At 50.6% G+C, this 253-nt stretch carries 1 protein-coding gene; it reads right to left on the minus strand.

Features of this window, described 5'->3' with window-relative positions:
• Positions 1 to 253: SDR family oxidoreductase (locus E1162_RS00025; protein WP_155125401.1), on the minus strand; the 253-nt coding region annotated here is incomplete at both ends.

The following is a 253-nucleotide window of genomic DNA, read 5'->3' on the forward strand; positions in this document are numbered from 1 at the left end:
ACGCGAAGGTTCTGACCCGTTATATAACCGGCTCCATCTGATGCTAGAAACGCGATCGTAGCTGCTATCTCTCCGACCTTTCCATAACGTTCCATTGGAATACGGGAGCGGAATTCTTCCTTTTCTGGAAGGCTGTTGATGAAGCCCGGAAGCACGTTGTTCATTCGCACATTATCCGACGCGAATTGGTCAGCAAACAGCTTCGTATAGGCTGCAAGACCTGCGCGGAATACGCCTGAGGTTGGAAAGACTG

Source organism: Pseudovibrio flavus (assembly GCF_009711345.1).
Classification (GTDB): Bacteria; Pseudomonadota; Alphaproteobacteria; order Rhizobiales; family Stappiaceae; genus Pseudovibrio; species Pseudovibrio flavus.